The organism is Streptomyces xantholiticus (assembly GCF_014651015.1).
Taxonomy (GTDB): Bacteria; Actinomycetota; Actinomycetes; order Streptomycetales; family Streptomycetaceae; genus Streptomyces; species Streptomyces xantholiticus.
In genome coordinates, this window is the sequence record NZ_BMWB01000007.1 from 227,406 (window position 1) to 242,288 (window position 14,883).

Sequence of the window (14,883 nt, forward strand, 5' to 3'; positions counted from 1 at the left end):
GGCCGACGGCCTCGGTGACCACGGTGGTCAGAACGCGTCGAGGTCCAGGGCTTCGGCCATCGCGCGGTACCCCGCGTCACCCGGGTGCAGATGGTCGCCCGAGTCGTACGCGGGGAGGATGCGGTCTGGGTCGGCCGGGTCGGCCGGGTCGGCCGGGGCGCGATCGAAGTCGGCCACGGCGTCGTACTCGCCGGACGTACCGACCCAGTGGTTGAACGCCTTCCCGCTATTTCCCCGGCACTTGCACGGCACCGGGTGCGAAGAGCAGGTCGGCGAGCGACCGGAAGGCGTCAGCGGGATCCCGGTCTCCCACCGGCTCGTCCAGGTTGTGGGTCAGCAGCAGGGTCGCGAAACCGTGCGCCAGGGACCAGGCCGCGATGCCGGCGGTGCGCGGTTCGGGGACCGTGTCAAGGGTGGTGATCCCCGCGCGGAGTTCGGCCGAGGCCCGCTCCTTGGCCGCGAGCAGCCCGGAGTCGTCGCGGCGGTGCAGCTCCGGCTGGAACATGACCTGGAAGTGCGCCGGGTGGCCGAGCGCGAAGCGGACGTAAGCGACCCCCCGCTCCCGCAGGTCCGGGGCCTCGGACAGGGCGTCGGCCAGCAGCTCGTAGCCTTCGGCCGCGATGGCCGTCAGCAGGCCGGTCCGGTCCTTGAAGTGGTGGGCGGGGGCCGCGTGCGAGACGCCCGCGCGGCGGGCGAGGTCGCGCAGCCTCACGGCGGACGGGCCTTCGGCGCGGATGACGTCGAGGGCCGCGGAGAGGACGGCCCGTCGCAGGTCACCGTGGTGGTAGGTGCGCTCGCTGCTCATGGAGCCAGGCTACCCGCAATCTAGGCATTGACAAGTTCAGCGACGCCTGTGCAATCTAGACGATGACTAGATGACATGGAGGCGGGAGTCATGACCGACGAACTCGGACGCGTGCGGCAGATGTGGCATCTGCTCGAGCCCCTGCACGCCGTGCTCTACTACGCGCCGCAGGCCTTCGAGGAGGCGGCAGCCCTCGGCCACCGGACCGACGAGCGCTGGCCCAGCTACTTCGCCTGGCGTGCCGCACCCCTCGGAGAGGCCGGAGCGGCACAGGTCGGCTCGGCGTTCTACAGCTTCAGCCCGGCGATGGTGCGCCGCTACGTCCCCGACGCCTGGCGCGTGGCATCGCCCGCGGAGGTGATCGCCGCCCGGCTGCGCGCCGTGGACCGCACCTACCGGGACGTCCTCGGCGACGCCGTCGCGTCGAAGGAGCTCGCGGAGGCCGCCGGGCTCGCTCGGCGCGCCGCGGAGGCCGCGGACTGTGCCGGGCGTCCGCTCGCGGCGGCCAACTCCGCCCTTCCCTGGGCCGACGAGCCGCACCTCGTCCTGTGGCAGGCCGCCACCCGGCTGCGCGAGCACCGGGGCGACGGGCACCTCGCCGCGCTGTTGACGGCCCGCCTCGATCCCGTCGAGTCGCTCGTCTCCTTCGCCGGCATCGGCGCCGCCCCGGTCGAGACCTTCGCGAGCCGCGGCTGGAGCGAGGCGGAGTGGACGGCCGCACACGCAAGGCTGGTGGCGCGCGGTCTGTCGGCAGCCGACGGCACGGCCACCGCCGACGGGCGCGCACTGCGGGCCGAGGTCGAGCGGCGTACGGACGAGATGGCCGCCGCCCCGTGGGCGGCGCTCGGTCCCGAGGACACGGCGCGTCTGTCCGAACTGCTCGGCGCGTACTGGGTCGCGATACTCGGCACCGGACTGCTGCCCGCGCAGAACACCCTCGGCATCGGCAAGGTCTGAGTCCGGCAGTACGGTACGGACCGTGAACAGACATGGGGTGGTCGGGGGAGGGACGGCGGCGCTGCTCGCGGCGCTGCTGCTGACCGGTTGCGACGCCGCCGGCATCGACGAGGGCGGCGCCGAGGGCGACGGGGGCACGACGCACGCCGCTCCGGGCGGCGGCGGCACGAGTCCGCTCGCCAATCCCCGGGGCACGGAGCCGGGGCTGGCCGCCCTCACCACCGAGCAGGAAAAGGCAGCCGCCCGTGCGCTGATGGCGAAGGTGGCCACCAAGGGGCGCGGCCCGAGGACCGGTTACGACCGGGACGAGTACGGCTACGCCTGGATGGACACGGCCGACGGCGTACCTCTGGCGCGCAACGGCTGCGACACACGCAACGACATGCTCGCCCGTGACGGGCAGCGCCTCGCCTTCCGCGCCGGCTCCGACTGCGTCGTCGTGGAGATGACCGTCCACGACCCGTACACCGGGACGACCATCGAGTGGCGCAAGCAGCAGGCCGCCGAGGTGCAGATAGACCATGTCGTACCGCTGTCGTACAGCTGGCAGATGGGTGCGGCCCGCTGGGACGAGGCCAAGCGCCGGCAGTTGGCCAACGACCCGCTGAACCTGCTGCCGGTGGAAGGCCGGGCGAACAGCGCGAAGAGCGACTCCGGCCCCGCCTCGTGGCTGCCGCCGAACAAGGAGATCCGCTGCTCCTATGCCGTGCGTTTCGCGCAGGTCGCCGTGAAGTACGACCTGCCGGTGACGGCCGCCGACAAACGGAGCATGCTGGACCAGTGCGGCGGATAACCGGTGGGGTCCGCGGGTGTCGCTGGTTAGCCTGCGGCCATGGAACTTGAGATCACTACGCTCGCCGAGCGCCCCGAACTCCAGGGCCCCATGTGGCAGATGCTCGACACCTGGGACGAGTTCATCGTCAACGACCCGGTGGGCTGGGCGTACGTCGGACGGATCGTCGGCGAGCTGCCCGAGTATGTGCTGGTGGCGACCGACCCTGAAGGGAAGGTCGTGGCACGGGCGTTCAGCGTCCCGCTGGCCATGGACGTGGACGGACGCCGGGAGCTGCCCGCCGGCGGCTGGGACCAGGTGATGCTGTGGGCGTTCTCCGACCTGCGGCACGGTCGGAAGCCGGACATCGTGAGCGCCATCGAGATCACTGTGGCCACCGACCGACAGGGCCAGGGGATATCGGGCCGGATGCTGGCCGCGATGCGGGACAACGCCCGCCGTCTCGGCTTCGACCAGGTGATTGCTCCGGTGCGGCCGAGCGCGAAGAAGGCCGAACCGCAGACCCTGATCGACGAGTACGCCCACCGCACCCGCGGGGCGGACGGCCTGCCGCACGACCCGTGGCTGCGGGTGCATGTGCGGGCCGGCGGTGTCATCGAGAAGGTTGCGCACACGTCGATGACCGTCACCGGTTCGCTGGACCAGTGGCGCAAGTGGACCGGACTGCCGTTCGACATGACCGGTCAGGTCGAGGTTCCGGGCGCTCTGGTGCCGGTGCACTGCGAGGTGGAACGCGGCTACGCGGTGTACGTGGAGCCGAACGTCTGGGTGCGGCACCGGTTGTGACGTGCGGGGCGGGGCCGTCCCGGCGGATGCCCGCTCGCGGGGTCGGGTCGCGGCGGCGACGCACGGGACCTCGAAGACGGAGGCGGCGATGACGACGTCCGTCCTCGGCAGCGGGTCGACCTCGGCCGGACGGATGCGCTCCGCCACCGGACAAGGGTCCGGTGGATCGGCTCCGCTTCGGAGCCGGCCCGGTTCCGGTCGCTTCCGTCGCCGCGCCGACCGGACTTGTCCGCGGAGGGAGAACGAGTCAGCCGGGGAGGCCGCCTGCTTCGGCGGCCTCCCCGGCTGACAGGGGCGGGACGGTCAGACCGTCAGCTCCCAGTGCGAGGCGTCGTAGTCGAAGCCGGGGGAGACCTCCACCGTCAGGTTCTTCGCGTCGGCCGGGGCGTCGAAGGCGAAGGTGACCGTGGCCTTCTTGCCGGGCAGGATCGTGCCCTCGAAGCCGGCGCCCGCCTTGTCGTCGAAGATCTGCTCGGCGGTCACGCCGTCCTTGCCGGCGCGGGCGTCGACGGTGACGAGGTTCGCGTCGTACTTCTCCTTGCCGGCGTTCTCGATGGTGATGGTGACCTGGTAGGCCTTGTTGCCCTTGGTGTGGCCGACCGCGAACTCGCCGGGCGTGTACGGCTCGGGCGCGGAAACGGTGACCCGCACGTCGTCGTCGTAGACGGACGTCTCGTCGGCGGCGAGGGCATTGCCCTTCTCCTTGGCCGCGCCGTCCTGGCCGCCCGTGGTGGTGTCCTTGGGGGCGGTGTTCTCGACCGACTTGTTGATCTCGTCGACCGCTTCGTCCACCGCCATCACCGTGACGATGCCGATGACGACGCTCGCGATCAGTGCCAGCAGGCCCAGCACCGTACCGGCCGTCGCCGTGCCCTTGTTGGTGGCCTCTCCGCGCTTGGCGCGACCCCGGCCGACGAGGCCGAGGATCAGGGCGAGCAGTCCGAGGATCGTGCCGATCCAGAAGAGGAACGGGATCACTCCGAAGATGATGCCGATGATTCCGAGCACCAGGGCGGCGGTGCCGAGGCCGTTGCGCGCCGGGCTCGGCGCCGTGAAGCCCGGCTGCGGCTGGGTGTACTGCGACATGGGTCCCCCCCATTGGTTGTGGCGGGCCCGATTGCCGTGGCCCGTGCTGCCATGGGTCAATGACAGCAGAGCTTGTGAACCGAGTCAACAGCGTTGTAGTTGGTTCTTCAATTTCATGTTGTGAAGCGCCGCTGGGTGTGAACCCGAGTACAGTGCCGGTCACAGCACAAGCGGAACTGTGACGGGGAGACAGCCGAGTGCCGGAGAACGAACCAGAGGTGACGGCCGCCGAAATCGCCAGGCTCGCCGGCGTGGGCCGTGCCGCCGTGAGCAACTGGCGGCGCCGGCACGCCGACTTCCCCAAGCCCGTCGGCGGGACGGAGACCAGCCCGTCCTTCGCCCTCACCGATGTCGAGCGCTGGCTGCGCGACCAGGGAAAGCTGGCAGAGGTACCGCTCCGTGAACGGGTCTGGCAACAACTCTCCGGCCACCCGGCCGGAGCCGTCACCGCACTCGTCCACGCCGGCTGTGCGCTCCTCCTCGTCCACCACCGGCCCTCGGGCTGGCCCGCCCTGAGCGCCGTCTCCGACGCCCGGATCGCCGAGACGCTGCCCGCCGCGCTCGAGGAGGTGCTGACCCTGCGCTTCGGCGCCCCGCGAGCCGTACGGACACCGGTCGCGGGCGAGCTCGGGCCCTCCGTGCCCCTCATCCGCGGGGCCGCGGCGCTCGCATCGGAGACCGGTGCCCGCCAGGCGTTCGAGTTCCTGCTGGGTCGCCATCTCGATGCCAACCCGCGCCAGTACACACTCACCCCGGCCGAGCCCGCCGCGCTGATGGCCGCCCTCGCCGGGCCGGCGAGGACCGTGCTCGACCCCGCCTCCGGGACCGGCACCCTGCTGCGCGCCGTCGACCGTCCCGCGGCCCTCCACGCCCAGGAGAGCGACCGCGACCTGGCCGCGCTCACCGCACTGCGCCTCGCCCTGCACACGGACGCCGACGTACGGGCAGCGGCCGGCGACGCCCTGCGCGCGGACGCGTTCCCCGCGCTCGCCGTGGACGCCGTCCTGTGCCACCCGCCGTTCAACGAGCGCAACTGGGGCCACGAGGAACTGGCCTACGACCCGCGCTGGGAGTACGGCTTCCCCGCCCGCACCGAGTCCGAGCTCGCCTGGGTCCAGCACGCGCTCGCCCGCCTGCGCCCCGGTGGCACCGCCGTGCTGCTGATGCCTCCCGCCGCCGCCTCCCGCCGCTCCGGGCGCCGCGTCCGGGCCGGGCTGCTGCGCCGCGGTGCGCTGCGGGCGGTCATCGCCCTCCCCGCCGGCGCCGCGCCCCCGTACGGCATCCCGCTCCATCTGTGGGTGCTGTGCAGGCCCGACGCCACCGAACGCCCGTCGCCGGAGCTGCTCGTCGTCGATGCCGCCACGACCGAGCACGCCGCCGCGGGCCGCGACAGACTCGACTGGCAGGCCATCCGCACCGTGGTGCTCGACGCCTGGCGGCCCTTCGAGCGGCACGGGTCCGTGGCGGAGACCCCAGGTGTGAGCCGGTGCGTCCCGGTCATCGAACTCCTCGACGACGACGTGGACCTGGCCCCCGCGCGTCACCTGCCGCTCCCCGCCGCGGGTGGGGGCACCGCCGAACTGGGTCGCGTCCGCGAGCGGTTGACGCAGACGCTCGGCCGGACCGCCGAGCTCACTCCCCGGCAGGCACGCTCCGCCCCGCCCGCCGCCCCCGTGCACTGGCCCTCCACCACCGTCGGTGAACTCGCCCGCGCCGGCGCCCTCGTCCTGCGCGCAGGCGGCACCGGCGCCGCACCAGCGGACGGGCCGGTGGCAGTCCTCACCGAGCAGGACGTCCTCGCAGGCCGGAACCCCTCGGGCACACTTCCGGCCGGCCCCGAGGAGGAGCCCGTGCTGATCGAGGCGGGCGACGTCGTCGTCCCGGTCCTCGGTGCCGGCACGATCGTGCGCGTGGCGGACGAGGAACTGGCCGGTGCCGCGCTCGGCCGCAACCTCCAACTGCTGCGCCCCGACCCGGCCGCGCTCGACCCCTGGTTCCTCGCCGGCTTCCTGCGCGGCAGTGCCAACCAGCGCCAGGCCAGCAGCTACGCCTCGACCGCGACCCGGCTCGACGTCCGCCGCCTCCAGCTGCCCCGGCTGGCGCTCGCCGACCAGCGGCGCTACGGCGAGCGCTTCCGCGCGCTGGGCGAGTTCGAGGAGGCGCTGCGTCTCGCCGGCAGGCTCGGCGAACAACTGGTGCAGGGGCTGCACGACGGTCTCACGGACGGCAGCGTCCTGCCGGAATGACCGGCTCGGCAGCAGGGCCGTAGCGCACGGAGCGAACCGCGCGACCGGGGCCGTCGATCTCGGGCTGACGCGTCGGACAACGGTTCCGCACAACCGGCAACCGCTTGTACTCGTCGGTGTATACGCTTCAGTCCGCTTGAGTCCTTTTCCCCCGTCCAGTCCTCCAGGAGCAGGGATGCACGGCCACGGCTTCGCGCCGCCGCAACCTCGGCGCCCTTCGACAGCGCTGCTCGTCGTCGTGCGCATCGTCTTCGTGGCGCTCGCGCTGCTCAGCTTCGGACTTCTGGCCTGGGGCACGATGCTGCGCATCGCGATCATGAGGGGGCGGCGGTCGGACTGGCTGCTGTTCTGGCTGTCGCTCGCGATCGTCGTGACCTGCCTCGTCGTCATCGGGGAGTTCTCCTCCGAAGGCGAGACACCGGCGGCCGATGCGCCCCCGAGGCCGGTGGACTACGTGTGTCTCCTCGCCATGCTGGGGCTGGCGCTCGGTGTGCCGACGCACTACCTGGTCGCCGACATCCGCCACTACCAGGAGCCGCAAACGGCCGCGGCATGGCCGCCGCCGCTGCCGACGGGCTCGCCGTACGGTCCGGCGGCAGCGACCGGGGGGCCGTACGGGATGCCGCGGCAGCAGTCGGCGGGATACGGCTACCCGCCCGCGCAGCCCCCGGCCCAGGTCGGGCCCGCGCAGCCTCAGGTCCAGGCCCCGTCCGGCCGGCCCCCGGCGCCCCCGATACCGACGCCCGCCCCGTCGTCACCGCCGGCCTCCGCGCCCGCCATCGGGCGGATCGACCAGGTCCGCGCCGAACTCGACGAGCTCAGCGACCTGCTCCGCAAGGAAGAGGACAAGTGAACGGCCGCGTCATCGCGAACCGTTACGAGCTGTCCGCGCTCATAGGGCAGGGCGGCATGGGCCAGGTCTGGACGGCGTACGACGGGCGCCTCGACCGCCGCGTCGCCGTCAAGCTGCTGCGCCCCGACCACATGGCCGCCGCCACCGCCGCCGACGAGATGCGCCGCCGCTTCGTGCGCGAGTGCCGGGTGACGGCCCAGGTCAGCCACCCCGGGCTGGTCACGGTCCACGACGCCGGCAGCGACGACGACGACCTGTACCTCGTGATGCAGTACGTCGAGGGCGCCGACCTCGCCGACCACCTCGCGGAGCACGACCCCTACCCGTGGGAGTGGGCCGTCAGCGTGGCCGCCCAGCTGTGCGCGGTGCTCGGCGCGGTCCACGCCGTGCCGATCGTCCACCGCGACCTCAAGCCGCGCAACGTGATGGTCAAACCCGACGGGACGGTCACCGTGCTGGACCTCGGAGTCGCCTCCGTCATCGACACGGACACCACCCGGCTCACCCACACCGGATCGCCCATCGGCAGCCCCGCCTACATGGCCCCCGAACAGGCGATGGGCGGTGCTGTCGGCCCTTACACCGACCTGTACGCCCTCGGCGTCCTGCTGCACGAACTCCTCAGCGGCAACGTCCCCTTCGCGGGCTCCACCGCGCTCGGCGTCCTCCACCGCCATCTCTACGAGCCGCCGCTCCCGGTCCGGCAGCTGCGCCCCGAGGTCCCCGAGCCGCTGGAGGCCCTCGTCCTGCGCCTGCTCGCCAAGGATCCGGAGCACCGGCCGTCCGGCGCGCAGGAGGTGTACGAGGCGCTGGCGCCGCTGCTGCCCGCGCGCGGCGCCCCGGCCGGGCCGCTCGACCCGGCCCGCCCGTTCCTGCGTCCGCACGCGCCCTGGCCCGACCGGGTCTCCGCCGCCCCGCCCGCGCCGGTCGCACCCCCGGTCGCGGCGGAGCCCAAGCCGGACGTCGCCGCCGCCGTCGACGAGGTCAAGCGCCTGCTCGGCGAGGGGAGTATCACCCGGGCCGTGGACATCCTCGGGGGCATCCTGCCGGCCGCGGCCGCGGAGCACGGCGAGCACTCGCCCGTCGTGCGCATCCTGCGCAAGCAGTACGCGGCGACCCTGATGGACGACGGCCAGTACCGCCGCGCCCTGCCCGAATTGCGCCGCCTCGCGGACGACCGCACCGCGGAGGCCGGCCCGGCCGACCCGCAGTCGCTGCAGTTCCGCCACGACGCGGCCCTCTGTCTGGAACAGCTCGGCCGGCCCGCCGCGGCGCTCGCCGAGTACCGCGCGGTCCTGCCGTACTACGAGAGCTCCGACCGCGACCGCGCGCTCCAGGTCCGCCACCGCATCGGCCATCTGCTGATCGCGGTCGGCGACCACACGGCGGCGCACCAGCAGTTCCAGTCACTGCTGTACGACGCGGAGCGCGCGTACGGCCCCTACCATCAGCTCCCCGCGGAACTGCGCCGCGCCCTGGAGCGCCAGCAGCAGTTCCGCACGGACAGATAGAGGGGCCGAGGCCGAGGGTGACGCCGTGGGTTCAGTCCGCCCGCAGGAACGCCGAGGTGGACACCCGCCCCAGCATCCGCAGCCGGGAGCTGCCCTCGGCCAGGTGCTTGTCCAGCGCGTCCTGCACACCGGGCCACTTGTTGTCGCCGTAGTCGTCGAGGACCACGATCCCGCCGGGGGCGACGATCTCCTCGACCCATCCCAGGTCGGCCCGCACCCCGTCCTCGGAGTGGTCGCCGTCGACGATGATCACCCCGTACTTCCGGTCGGAGACGGCGGCCCGCACCTCGGCGTCGGAGGAGAAGCCCTGCTGGACCCGCGCGGTGTACGCGCCGGGGGAGCCGCCCAGCGCCAGGTTGGCCCGTACGACGTCCTCCCGCACCGGCGTGCCCGTCGGGTCGGCGGCCTGCACCGTGCCCGGCTGGAGCTGGGACCCGGCCAGCGGGTCGACGATCGTCAGATCGGGCTCGATGCCCGCCCGGTGCACCATGCGGACCAGCGCGGAGGCGAACAGCCCGTACAGGGTGCCGATCTCCAGGATCGTGCCGTTCGGCGGGGACAGCAGCGGCACGGTGGCGAGCTTGCCGCAGATGTTGGACGTCGAACCCGCCAGCCGGCCCACGCCGAGCGCCTCCAGCGCGACGACCGTGCGGAAGGCGACGACGACGCTGCGGCGGGCGTGGTCGCTGCCGCTGACGTTCCGGATCTCCTTCACCAGCCGGTCGATCTCGTGGGCCGTCGGGGTCCGGTGGGTGCCTCTGCCGGTGCTGTCGAGCAGCAGCCCCACCGCGTGCTGCTGCCTCCGCATCTCGGCCACCTCCCGGCGCAGAGTGTCGAGATCGGGCTGCATTCCGCGTCTGACGCGCTGCTCGAGCACGGTCAGGGCGGGACGCAGGGCGCGCTTGGTCAGACGGTTGCGGAGAATGGGCATGCCCGGGAACGTACGCGTGAACAACGCCCACGCCCACCAAGCTCCAGTGCTAGGAAGATGAAGTCTTGGTGTCGCCGCGGCGACGGAATCCGGAGCCCATCGCCCGGCCCAGCGGCACGGCGGCGAGCCCCAGCAGCCCCGCCACCGCGACGGCCGCCCCCGCGCGCAGCCCCGGTGGCCGGAAGGTGCACTCCACGGACGTCCGGCCGGCGTCCAGCGGGGTCGCCACCAGTCCCAGGTACGAGTCGGCGGGGCGACCGCCGCAGCTCCAGCCGGCGATCCGGGGCGCGGCCAGCACGGCGATTCCGCTTGTGCCCTCGGGCAGTTCCGCGCGTACGCCGTTGCCGGTGACGTCGACGGAGACCGCACCCGTGCGCTTCAGACCGGCGACGGCGGCGGACAGCCGGTCCCGGTCCAGGCAGCCGACCGCGTCGTGGGGAAGCGTTCCCCGCCGGACCGCGTGCAGTGACACGGTCACCGCAGTGCTGCCGCCGGCGCGGCCGACATGCGCCAGAGCGGCGCGACGGCTCGGCAGTTCGCCGCGGAAGTCGACCATCTCGCCCGAGCCGATGCGTGCGGTGCCGAACAGGTCGGGCGCCCACAGGAAGACCTCGCTGCCGGCCGGGCACTCGGCGGTCAGTGAGTAACGGCCGGGTGCCAGGCGATGGTCGGTGCGGTCCGCGCCGGGGACGGGCGCCCCGGTCCCGGTCCGCAGCCGGGCCCGGGGCACGGTGTAGACGGAGGCGCCGAGCAGCGTCTCCTGGTTGCGGTAGGGCGAGCGGCCGAGACGTACGGAGGCGTCCGGGTGCGGTCGCAGGGTCACCAGCGGCGGTACGTCCTGCCGGGTCACCGTGGTGGGCCGGCTGTCCGGTCTGTTCCATCCCTGGTGCGGGTCGCGCGGAACGTGCACCCGCGCGCCCACGGAGAAGATCGCATCGGTGACCGGGTTGTCGAGGCTGTGCAGGGCGCGGCCGCCCGACGTCCAGCCGCTGCCGAGGGCGACGAAGGTGCGGGTCAGTACGTCGGGGGTGTGGCTGCTGTAGTAGGCGGCTCCCTGACCCCCCACCGTCATCGGGTCGTTGACGGTGGTCTGCTCCCGCCCCGGGTCCGTGCGGTACCGGGGCCAGCCGTCCGCGCTCGCCACGGCGTCGGCCTGCAACCGCTGGCGCTCGCCCCAGGGCGCGTAGTCGTCGAGCCGGTTCAGCCGCTGGCGGTCCGCATAGGCGGTCGTCGCCGCGGCCTGGCCGGCCTGCGCGCCGATCAGCAGCACGGCGGCGAGCACCGCGAACCGCCTGCCGCGCCGGGCCAGTATCAGCCCGCCCGCCACGGCCGCGAGTCCGGCCAGGAACAGCGGATACGTCCACCCGGTGATCAAGGAGCTCCACGTCGTCGTGGCCGCGCCGGCGAGGAGCACCGCCCCGCCTCCGAGCAGCGCGCGGCGGTCCGGCCAGGCGTGCGCGACCGCGGTCCAGGCCGCGACCACGATGACTCCGGCCAGCACGAAGGTCTGCCGGTAGGGGCTGCCGTTGGGTGTCGCGAACGCGTGCCAGAGCAGATGGGTCGGCCCCCACTGCAGCGACAGCGCCACCGCCGCAACCAGCCCCGCCCAGCCCCACCTCTCGCGTCCCGGCACCGCCCGGTGGAAGGCGAGAGCGCAGGCCAGCAGCAGCGTCCCGGTCCCGAGGAACAGCGCCGGGGTGAAGAAGCTGTATGTGGCCGGCAGCATGCGGGCGAAGACGTCGGACCACGCGGCCGGTCCGAACTCCCGCTTCCAGCCCGGGTAGGCGTGCCTCGTGCCGAGGAACACCGGGAGGAGGACCGGCGCGGCCAGCGCGATGCCGAGCAGCACGGTCCGCACCGCACGCAGCAGCGCCCGTATCCGCTCCCGCCGTTCCGCGTCCTCGAGCAGCAGCCGCAGTACGAGGACGAGCGCCGCGCCCAGGGTGGCCATGTACGCGGTGTAGAAGTTGGCGATCCAGGCGAGGGCCACCAGCACCGGACCGAGCACCGGACGCCGGCCGGTGCGTGCCCACTCGCCCGCCAGGCACAGCACCGGGAAGGCGATCAGCCCGTCCATCCACATCGGGTTGTACACCGCCTCTGCGACCGACCAGCCGCACAGGGCGTACGAGGCGCCGAGCACGGCCGCCGCCCATCTTCGGTCCGCGCCCCGGCGCAGCGCGGTGAGCAGCCAGGTCATCGCGGCGGCGGCAGCCGCCATCTTGACCAGCGTGACCACGTAAACGGCCAGGTCCGTCTCGTCCCGCGGGAAGAGCGCGACGAGCACCGAGAACGGGCTCGTGAGGTAGGTGCCGAGGTCCGGCAGGAAGCTCGTGCCGTACCCGGACTGCCAGTTGAGGAGCACTCCGCCGTCCGCCCGTCCGTGCAGCAGGTCCCACAGCCGGGTGTGGAACGGGACGAACTGGTTGCCGAGGTCGTTCACATTGCGCGTGTGCGGGCCGAAGGGGAAGCTACGGGCGACGGCGTCGCCGGTGCACACGGTCCCGACGGTGATCAGCGCGGCGAGCGCGGCGGCACGGCCGCGCGCGGATTGCAGAGTCCACATGATGGTTCGAATATGGCAGCGAGTGTCGCCAAATCACGCCACCCACACTTCAGTTCACCTGACGGTCCCCTGATTGTCATGTGATGAATCCGTCGGATACACGCGGCTCCGTTGTTGTTCTCCTGTGCTGATCTCGATAGTTGTTCCGTGCTTCAACGAAGAGGAGATCATCGGCCGCTTCCATGAACACGTGACCGCGGAACTCGCTCTTCTCGGGGAAGAATTCGAGCTGGTCTATGTGGACGACGGAAGCTCGGACCGGACCCTCCCCCTCCTGAGGGAGATCGCCGCTGCCGACTCCCGTACGCGCTACGTCTCCTTCAGCCGTAACTTCGGCAAGGAGGCGGCGATGCTCGCCGGTCTCCGGCACGCCGGAGGCGACGCCGTCGTCATCATGGACGCGGACCTCCAGCATCCGCCGGAGCTGGTCCGGCGCATGCTCCAGCTGCACCAGGAGGGATTCGACCAGGTCATCGCCAAGCGCACCCGCAAGGGCGACCGGGTCACCCGCACCGTCACCGCGCGCGCCTACTACTGGCTGATCAACCGGCTCGTCGACGTCGAGCTGGTGGACGGCGTCGGGGACTTCCGGCTGCTCTCGCGCCGCACGGTCGACGCCGTCCTGGAACTGAGCGAGTACAACCGGTTCTCCAAGGGCATCTTCGCCTGGGTGGGATTCCGCACGACGACATTCGAGTACGAGAATGCGGTGCGCGAGCAGGGCCGTTCCAAATGGAGTTTCGGGAAGCTGCTCAACTACGGTCTCGACGGCCTGTTGTCCTTCAACAACAAACCGCTGAGGGCCGCGATCTATCTCGGAATGCTGCTTCTCGCGGTCGCCATGGTGTACGCGGCCTGGATCGTCGGCGTCGCCCTGGTGAACGGCGTGGACACCCCCGGGTATGTCACCCTACTCGTGGCGGTCATCGCGCTCGCCGGTGTACAGATGCTGATGCTGGGAGTGGTCGGCGAGTACGTCGGCCGCATCTATTACGAGGTGAAGCGGCGGCCGCACTTCCTGGTGAAGGCGACCAACGCCGGCCTTCCCCGAAAGGACGACGACGAGCGGAACAGGCGCGCGGGGGAACTGGTAGGGAAATGACGGTACGCGGCCAGATCGTCAGGTTCGCCCTGGTCGGCGTCGTGAACACCGGGACGTACTACGGCCTGTACCTGGCGCTGCTGACCGTGCTGCCGTACGTGGCGGCGCATGTCGTCGCCTTCCTGCTCAGCATGGTCGGGTCGTTCTTCCTGACCTCGTACTTCACGTACCGCACCCGGCCCACATGGCGGAAGTTCCTGCTGTTCCCGCTGACCAACGCGGCGAACTTCGTGGTCACCACGAGCGGGGTCTATCTGCTGGTGGACGTGTTCCGCTTCGAGCGCACGTACGCGCCGCTGATCGCGGCGGCCGCGGCGATCCCGATCACGTTCGCGGTTTCCCGCGTGATCATGCTCGGCCCGGAGCGCCGCTCGGTGGAGCCCGCGCCGGAGGAGGAGCGGGCCCCGGCCCGCTGAGTGGCCCCGGAAGAAGACCGAACCCGCACGATGACGGCGCGGTCGTCTCGTCGCCGCACCCCAAGGGCCGACGAATCGTTTGGCGAATCAGTGGCCCGCGCCACTGAAGCTGCCTAACATCGATCACCGCAAGGCTTTGTGCACCGATGCACAATCTCGGCCCCCGGGAGGCTCCTTTGCACCGCCGTCGTCGCACCGCGCTCACCGTCTCCGCCGCTCTCTTCGCCGCCGTGCCCCTCCTCGCCGCCTGCGGCAACGAGGCCCACCCGGGTGCAGCCGCCGTCATCGGCGGGGAGCGGATCGAGGTCGCCGCCGTCCAGGCGAAGGTCCGGGACGTCCGCGACGCGCAGCAGGCTTCGCCGCAGTCCGCCCAGCTGATCAAGGACACCGGGCAGCTCGGCCGCGCCAAGCTGTACGACCTGATCGTCGACCGAGTCGTGCAGCGTGCCGCCGACGACGCAGGGGTGAGCGTCAGCCGCAAGGAGATCCAGGACGAGCGCGACACGCTCACCAAGCAGTCCGGCGGCGAGGAGCAGCTCGCCGCGATGTATCTGCAGCAGCGCGGCGTCGCCCCTGGTCAGCTCGACGACGCCGTGCGCCGCGACATCCTGGTCGGCAAGATCGCCACGGCCATCGGCGCCACCAACAGCCCGCGGGGCCAGCAGCAGCTGAACGAGACGTTCACCGCCGCGGCGAAGTCCCTGGACATCGATGTGAACCCGCGCTACGGCGCCTGGGACGACACGAAGCTCGAGCTCGGCACGTACAAGGCGCCCTGGATCACCCAGGTCTCCCAGGTCACGGAGCCCGTCGAGGCAGGCGCGTAACCGC

At 72.1% G+C, this 14,883-nt stretch carries 13 protein-coding genes and 1 pseudogene; 9 read left to right on the forward strand and 5 right to left on the reverse strand.

Annotated features, from left to right (window positions below; translation table 11 throughout):
* Positions 1-27 precede the first annotated feature (27 nt).
* Together IE198_RS14435 and IE198_RS14440 are read right to left on the reverse strand one after the other, a co-directional pair.
* Positions 28-219: pseudogene (locus tag IE198_RS14435) on the reverse strand (SGNH/GDSL hydrolase family protein); the annotation flags it as partial.
* Between the two features lie 7 nt (positions 220-226).
* Positions 227-805 (reverse strand): TetR/AcrR family transcriptional regulator, encoded by a 579-nt coding sequence (locus IE198_RS14440; protein ID WP_189886462.1) that lies wholly within the window; start codon positions 803-805, stop codon positions 227-229.
* Between the two features lie 90 nt (positions 806-895).
* Between IE198_RS14440 and IE198_RS14445 the strand changes: the two genes are divergently transcribed.
* From IE198_RS14445 to IE198_RS14455, 3 genes are read left to right on the forward strand one after another with little or no spacing between them, the layout of a single operon-like run.
* Positions 896-1,762, forward strand: a complete 867-nt coding sequence (locus tag IE198_RS14445) for an SCO6745 family protein (protein WP_189886464.1) — start codon at positions 896-898, stop codon at positions 1,760-1,762.
* 22 nt (positions 1,763-1,784) lie between these two features.
* Complete coding sequence (locus IE198_RS14450) at positions 1,785-2,555, forward strand: HNH endonuclease family protein (protein ID WP_189886466.1); 771 nt, start codon at positions 1,785-1,787, stop codon at positions 2,553-2,555.
* A 39-nt stretch (positions 2,556-2,594) separates the two neighbouring features.
* Positions 2,595-3,341 (forward strand): N-acetyltransferase, encoded by a 747-nt coding sequence (locus IE198_RS14455; RefSeq protein ID WP_189886468.1) that lies wholly within the window; start codon positions 2,595-2,597, stop codon positions 3,339-3,341.
* A gap of 303 nt (positions 3,342-3,644) precedes the next feature.
* Here IE198_RS14455 and IE198_RS14460 read toward each other — a convergent pair whose 3' ends face one another.
* A complete protein-coding gene (locus IE198_RS14460) occupies positions 3,645-4,427 on the reverse strand; it encodes a DUF4352 domain-containing protein (protein WP_189886470.1) in 783 nt (260 codons plus the stop codon).
* Positions 4,428-4,624: 197 nt separating this feature from the next.
* On the opposite strand from IE198_RS14460, the gene IE198_RS14465 reads away from it, so the two are divergent.
* The 3 genes from IE198_RS14465 (at position 4,625) to IE198_RS14475 (ending at position 9,037) form a co-directional block, all read left to right on the forward strand.
* Positions 4,625-6,673, forward strand: a complete 2,049-nt coding sequence (locus IE198_RS14465) for an N-6 DNA methylase (RefSeq protein ID WP_189886472.1) — start codon at positions 4,625-4,627, stop codon at positions 6,671-6,673.
* A 175-nt stretch (positions 6,674-6,848) separates the two neighbouring features.
* On the forward strand, positions 6,849-7,526 hold the full coding sequence (locus tag IE198_RS14470; RefSeq protein WP_189886474.1) for a hypothetical protein: 678 nt from the start codon (positions 6,849-6,851) through the stop codon (positions 7,524-7,526).
* Positions 7,523-9,037 carry a serine/threonine-protein kinase gene (locus IE198_RS14475; RefSeq protein ID WP_189886476.1) on the forward strand — a complete coding sequence of 505 codons (1,515 nt, stop codon included), beginning with the start codon at positions 7,523-7,525 and terminating at the stop codon, positions 9,035-9,037. Before IE198_RS14470 ends, IE198_RS14475 begins: the two co-directional genes overlap by 4 nt.
* Positions 9,038-9,068: 31 nt before the next feature.
* On the opposite strand, the gene IE198_RS14480 is transcribed toward IE198_RS14475, so the two are convergent.
* A complete protein-coding gene (locus IE198_RS14480; RefSeq protein WP_189886477.1) occupies positions 9,069-9,968 on the reverse strand; it encodes a class I SAM-dependent methyltransferase in 900 nt (299 codons plus the stop codon).
* A gap of 49 nt (positions 9,969-10,017) precedes the next feature.
* On the reverse strand, positions 10,018-12,534 hold the full coding sequence (locus tag IE198_RS14485) for a YfhO family protein (RefSeq protein ID WP_189886479.1): 2,517 nt from the start codon (positions 12,532-12,534) through the stop codon (positions 10,018-10,020).
* Positions 12,535-12,658: 124 nt separating this feature from the next.
* Here IE198_RS14485 and IE198_RS14490 point away from each other — a divergent pair, with 124 nt between their 5' ends.
* The 3 genes from IE198_RS14490 to IE198_RS14500 all read left to right on the forward strand — a co-directional run bounded on the left by IE198_RS14490 (position 12,659) and on the right by IE198_RS14500 (position 14,879).
* A complete protein-coding gene (locus IE198_RS14490) occupies positions 12,659-13,636 on the forward strand; it encodes a glycosyltransferase family 2 protein (protein ID WP_189886481.1) in 978 nt (325 codons plus the stop codon).
* Positions 13,633-14,052, forward strand: a complete 420-nt coding sequence (locus IE198_RS14495; protein WP_189886483.1) for a GtrA family protein — start codon at positions 13,633-13,635, stop codon at positions 14,050-14,052. Before IE198_RS14490 ends, IE198_RS14495 begins: the two co-directional genes overlap by 4 nt.
* A 176-nt stretch (positions 14,053-14,228) precedes the next feature.
* On the forward strand, positions 14,229-14,879 hold the full coding sequence (locus tag IE198_RS14500) for a SurA N-terminal domain-containing protein (RefSeq protein WP_189886485.1): 651 nt from the start codon (positions 14,229-14,231) through the stop codon (positions 14,877-14,879).
* Positions 14,880-14,883 lie beyond the last annotated feature (4 nt).

Excerpts from the sequence above, each read along its gene's own strand:
- IE198_RS14485 (WP_189886479.1), bottom strand. The coding sequence starts at position 12,534 with ATGTGGACTCTGCAATCCGCGCGCGGCCGTGCCGCCGCGCTCGCCGCG.
- IE198_RS14495 (WP_189886483.1), top strand. The coding sequence starts at position 13,633 with ATGACGGTACGCGGCCAGATCGTCAGGTTCGCCCTGGTCGGCGTCGTG.
- IE198_RS14460 (WP_189886470.1), bottom strand. The coding sequence starts at position 4,427 with ATGTCGCAGTACACCCAGCCGCAGCCGGGCTTCACGGCGCCGAGCCCG.
- IE198_RS14480 (WP_189886477.1), bottom strand. The coding sequence starts at position 9,968 with ATGCCCATTCTCCGCAACCGTCTGACCAAGCGCGCCCTGCGTCCCGCC.
- IE198_RS14455 (WP_189886468.1), top strand. The coding sequence starts at position 2,595 with ATGGAACTTGAGATCACTACGCTCGCCGAGCGCCCCGAACTCCAGGGC.
- IE198_RS14445 (WP_189886464.1), top strand. The coding sequence starts at position 896 with ATGACCGACGAACTCGGACGCGTGCGGCAGATGTGGCATCTGCTCGAG.
- IE198_RS14470 (WP_189886474.1), top strand. The coding sequence starts at position 6,849 with ATGCACGGCCACGGCTTCGCGCCGCCGCAACCTCGGCGCCCTTCGACA.
- IE198_RS14440 (WP_189886462.1), bottom strand. The coding sequence starts at position 805 with ATGAGCAGCGAGCGCACCTACCACCACGGTGACCTGCGACGGGCCGTC.